5 protein-coding genes and 1 pseudogene are annotated in these 4,993 nt (G+C 47.1%); all 6 read right to left on the bottom strand.

From position 1 onward, the window contains the following. Positions 1–233: hypothetical protein (locus NSMM_RS12830; protein ID WP_143001948.1), on the bottom strand; the 233-nt coding region annotated here is incomplete at its 3' end. Between the two features lie 218 nt (positions 234–451). Then, positions 452–1,588, bottom strand: a complete 1,137-nt coding sequence (locus NSMM_RS12825) for a gamma-glutamyltransferase family protein (RefSeq protein ID WP_090288025.1) — start codon at positions 1,586–1,588, stop codon at positions 452–454. An 18-nt stretch (positions 1,589–1,606) separates the two neighbouring features. Then, the gene (locus NSMM_RS12820; RefSeq protein ID WP_176753971.1) at positions 1,607–1,840 is read right to left on the bottom strand and encodes a hypothetical protein; all 234 of its coding nucleotides are present in this window, start codon (positions 1,838–1,840) and stop codon (positions 1,607–1,609) included. 15 nt (positions 1,841–1,855) lie between these two features. Then, positions 1,856–3,496 carry an L-lactate permease gene (locus NSMM_RS12815; RefSeq protein ID WP_090288023.1) on the bottom strand — a complete coding sequence of 547 codons (1,641 nt, stop codon included), beginning with the start codon at positions 3,494–3,496 and terminating at the stop codon, positions 1,856–1,858. Positions 3,497–3,583: 87 nt separating this feature from the next. After that, positions 3,584–4,039: pseudogene (locus tag NSMM_RS16615) on the bottom strand (IS1595 family transposase); the annotation flags it as partial. Between the two features lie 4 nt (positions 4,040–4,043). Continuing rightward, positions 4,044–4,991, bottom strand: a complete 948-nt coding sequence (locus NSMM_RS12810) for an IS1595 family transposase (protein ID WP_090288021.1) — start codon at positions 4,989–4,991, stop codon at positions 4,044–4,046. Positions 4,992–4,993: the final 2 nt, after the last annotated feature.

Below are 4,993 nucleotides of genomic sequence, written 5' to 3'. Positions count from 1 at the left end.
GTGGCCGCAGACTCATCTTTTAGCGTTTGAGAAGAGGGTTTGCTGGAATTGCCACTATCTTTTTTGGTGCTGCGCTCAAGAAAAATAGCCAGGATCAGTTCGACAATCATAAACAGGCTATTCATGATTGCCTGACTCTCAGAAGATAATTTTCCTTCCGAGCCAAGACGATCAAAGTCTGCTTTCAAACGACTGACTTCATCTCTAACCGAAGTTTTATCCAGACTCGCCACGTTGATGTTAATGGGTTATTATCGATAACTCCATCATAACACGGCTTTTTTTGGCGATCGATAAGCCAGCAGGTGAGGATAAAATGAACTCACCCGGACAAAACGGCAAAATCGTACTGTCATCAGCCTGGCGATGGGTCTAAGCTGCTTATCGCAGAGATTTGGCTGTGAGGTACAAAATTGAATTTTTCTCGTACAAAAACCTGTCAAGTGTTTTTTTAAATATTTTTTGGGGGGCGAGTAGTTACGATTTTACAAGATTTCTGAGAGAAGTAACTAATCAGGAAAGATTTTTCGTATGCAATACCAGGCTTCAGATCTTGCGCTGCAATCGCTCGTTTACTAGAAATTAATGCGCGGCGTTTGTCGGCATAGTCTTTTGATAATAATTGATCAAGTGGGATATCAACAAAGCTTGGGTCAGTTAGCCACTCATCACGATCAGCAAACGCAATTTTTATTGCTTCAACTATATGATGATAATAATCTGCCGTGCCCTCACCCCAGGATGCCACATCAAAACCTTCCAGTAAATTCATGATTTGCAGGTTGGCAAACCCCTGCGTACTGGGCGGCATCTGATAAATCTGATGACCTCGATAGAAGGTTGAAATTGGCGTCACCCATTTTGCTTGATATTCAGAAAAATCACTTTGACGTAAGGGAGAGCCAGCCTCTTGAAGCGCTTTGCAAAGGTTTTTAGCAATTTCTCCTTCGTAAAAACCATCTCTTGCACCATGTTTAGCGATTATTTCTAGCGTGTTAGCTAGGTCAGACTGTACCAACCTTGCACCTTCTCTTACAACCTTGCCCCCGGGTAAGTAAATATCAGCAGTGGTTGAGTACTCTTTTAATAGGTGCTCATCGGCGGCCAGCCAATCGGCTAAAGAACGAGTAACCGGCATCCCTTCGCGTGCCATGGTTATCGCATCTTGAAACAAATCAGCCCATGGCAATAAACCATGACGCTCATGAGCTACGCGCCAGCCATCAACAACACCTGGTGTTGTTAATGCGGCTAATGCCCCTCGGCTCGGAATACTATCGGTATGTCCGCGCTGTTGATAATAGTCAATAGTAGCAGCTTGAGCCGATGGGCCACTTGCGTCCAGTGCTTCTACACCCTGAACTCCAGCACCTGCAATTAACCAAAAAGCATCGCCACCTATTCCAGACATGTGCGGATAAACAACGCACAGCGTTGCATTTATCGCAATTGAGGCATCTACCGCACTGCCACCAGCGCGTAGTGCCTGCAAGCCAGATGCAGACGCCAGATAGTGCGGGGATGTAACCATTGCATTACTTGCCAATGTTGGAGGGCGGCCCGTACGTGGTCCATTTGCGTTGATCATAATTATTCTCCTTTACTGTTAATGTGTTTTTTGCGCATCGGATGAGCTTTCAGGTTCGTCGAACTCTGTAGAGCGGTGTGATAGAAGGCGATATAAAGGCGGAATCATACCGCCTGCGATCAGTGAGCTAAGACCGAGCTGCCATAGCCATGCAGGTCCTTGCGATGTGCCAATGCTGATTAGCGGAAATGCCAATGCCAGCAGCGTAAAAGATATCGTCAGGTAAGTCAGACGGTTTTTTAGCAAAGACATAATGAATCCCTCCAATTAAAGGTTAAGCATCAGCAACACGAGGGTTGCCACACCAGTTAATACAAACGCAACTAATGTCCACGACAAGGTTTTACGCATAATATCGCCTTCTTTTCCACTAATACCCGTGGTACTTGCACCTAAGACTAGGTTTGCTGGGGCGATCGCGTTGCCGATAGCCCCGCCGGCGCTTTGTGCGGCTAATATAGTGGCTTCTGGTAAACCTTTTAGCTTTGCTATGGTCAGCTGTAAATCAGATAGCAGGACGTTCGATGAGGTGCTACTAGAGGTCGCAAATGCGCCAATAACCCCTATACCATTAGATAAAAACGCAAATGCATATGTCGGTGCAACAGCCGCTATGCCGTATGCAAGCACTTGATTCTGACCTGAATGATCCATTAATCGAGCCATCACCAGAAAAGCGATAATGGGCACAGACGCGGGTATTGCACTACTAATGAGACTTTTTGTAAGCCCAGGAGAGGGTTGTGAAGACTCTATCGCCCATGCTTTATAATACCCTCGAGACCGATACACCAAGACAGTGATTAACGCTGTAACCAATATAAAGAACCCTGGATTGCTCATAGGCGCTATTGCCGAATAAGTATCTACGGCTGAGTTAATAATCCCATAGCCCGACTCAACAGCCGGAAACGACATACCAAACTTAAATTGCCCTAGCGCAGATTTTAGCGGGCCTATCAGCGAACCACTTAATGTCAGTAAGGTTAACAGGATGTAGGGTGCAAATGACATTGACAGTTGCATAGGCGTTTTGCGATCGACGAAATCTTTTACCAGGTCGGCTTGCATAGCTGGTCTGTTAGGTATGTTGGTGATTGGTTCAGCAAACCTGCGCCAACGAGATAGCGGATACAGTGCAAGCATAGCCGCCGTTGCGGGAATGAAGGCCGATAGCACAGGATCAAATATCACGACAATAATTTGCCCAAAGCCGTGTATCGCAGCGATAATTAAAACCAGCGGCCAGGCATGCTTAATCGCAGGCAAGCGCCCGTACATCCATACAATCCAGAAACCGCCCAAAACAACTTGTATCATAAGCAATATGGCAGTTTGCAAAGCAGTGGAAGCTATCGTGGGAGCATCTAGTGTGACAACTTGTAAAGTAGCCAGCCAGCCAACCGCCATGGTGCCAAAGAATTTTCCCCACATGTGGGCGATAAGTGGAATAGCAACGGCGTAAATCGGCTTAACCCCGATAGCGACTAACAGCGGTGCTACAACCACAATAGGTGTGCCAAAACCGCTAATACCTTGTAAAAAAGAAGAAAACACCCAACCAAGTGCAATGATGACAAACAGCTCGTTGCGACTAAATTTAACGACGCCCTGACGCATTGCCTCGTAGCCACCGGATTGATTCATGGTGTGATGGAGAAAAAGCGCTGGCCAAATTACCAGTAAAATAGAGACCGAATCCCAAATGCCTTTGGCACCAGCCACGGCTAAAACTTCAGCCGAAGTTTTAAAGGCAAAAAAAGCAACTGTGCCCGCGAAAAGCATGCCAATGGCACCTGCTTGCTGAGCCGTCCAGCGTAATTTAACCAGAAGAAATGACATAACCAGTAATGGGGATACGGCTAATAACCAGAACCAAAGATTAATGGGGATACTAGTTTCCTGCATAATGCTTTCTCCTGAGTCTATAGGACGTGGTTTGCGAGTTGGTGAAGTTACTGTGATTATTCACAGAATCTGGACGGTTTATAAGAGCTATGTCGCAATTATCCGTTGAAATTGTCTTGTCTTTCCAAGAGACGATAGAAAACAAAAAGTTGACGCCATTGACGTCCTGAATATGAAAGATGCTGTTGATGACTCGCTGAGCAGCGGAAATATTGACCGGGTGATGAACAATCTTTGCATGTCTGGCGATCTGTTCGTATGCAAGCAGGCAGACCATCCGTGCATAGAACGACGTTTTTATTCAGCGAAGGCGTGAGCTCTGTCCTGATTTGTTCCGTACTTGCGTCATGCAATTTACAGCCAGCAGTTTAATCATGACGATCACGTACCACTGACACTGGTATCTGTTCTTTTGATGTGCCTCTTTTGGCAGCTTTGTCACTACTTAAAGCTTGTGTTCTTCGTTATCCCCCAATAACTCGCTGAGTCGCGCAGACTCAGCCCTTGGGTCATCGTTTGCTCATAATCAAGCCATTTATCTTCCTGATTAGTTACCTGTCTCAGAAATTCTCAATATACCGATCGGAAGAGGTTCTGTCGTTGCGGCGCGCAGCAATCGCGGCACCATGGCAGCCAAATCAAAACGGCGATTGAAGCGATAGGAGAATTCTGCAAGATAGCGCTGTGCATACTTGGCGTGATTGAATGCATGGTAGGTTCCGCTGAAGGCAGTCTTGAGATTGCCAAGAAGCGTATTGACCCAGCGAAACTCGGCACGCTGCACAGCAGATTTGCCACTTCCCACAATATGGCGCTCATGCTGCGCGGCTGTATGCGTAACCGCCCCGAAACACCCCAAACCATCAGATACGACTCGTGCAGTAGATGACAGACATTCAGCCGACCACTGTTTGAGCGCTTCATATGTAAAACCCGCTACGGGGGTCAAGCGTATATAAAGTGGCTTCCCCTCGCTGTTTGTTTGTATTGCCGCTACAAATGGCGTCTTACTTGCCGCGCCCCGGCCGCGCTTTCCCGGCCTTTCACCTCCCAGATAAGCATCGTCAACCTCCACGCGTCCATCCAGACGGCGTTGCTCTTCGCGCAGCAGCATGGTCTGTAACAGCTTATGCTTGATCGACCATGCCGTTTTGTAACTTACCCCCAGCTGACGTTTGAGTTCCAATGCACTGACCGCATTCTTGCTTTGCGTCATCAAGTAAATGGCCAGAAACCAGGTTCTTAGCGGTAATTTAGTATTTTCAAACACGGTGCCGACAATTGAAGAACATTGGTAGCCACAATCCAGGCATTCCCATAGCTTGCGGCCGTTATGGGTACAGGAATATCGCTCCCCATCGCAGCGCAGGCATCTCCAGCCATGTGGCCACCTCGCAGCAAACAATGCTGCTTCACATTGTGCTTCCGTGCCATATTGATGCAGAAATTCATGCAGTGACAGGCCTGCCTGAAACTGAATTTTATTCATCGCCATTG

Source organism: Nitrosomonas mobilis (genome assembly GCF_900103035.1).
GTDB lineage: Bacteria > Pseudomonadota > Gammaproteobacteria > Burkholderiales > Nitrosomonadaceae > Nitrosomonas > Nitrosomonas mobilis.
Note: the sequence above shows the minus strand (reverse complement) of the source record. Positions and strands in the feature narration are given on the sequence as shown.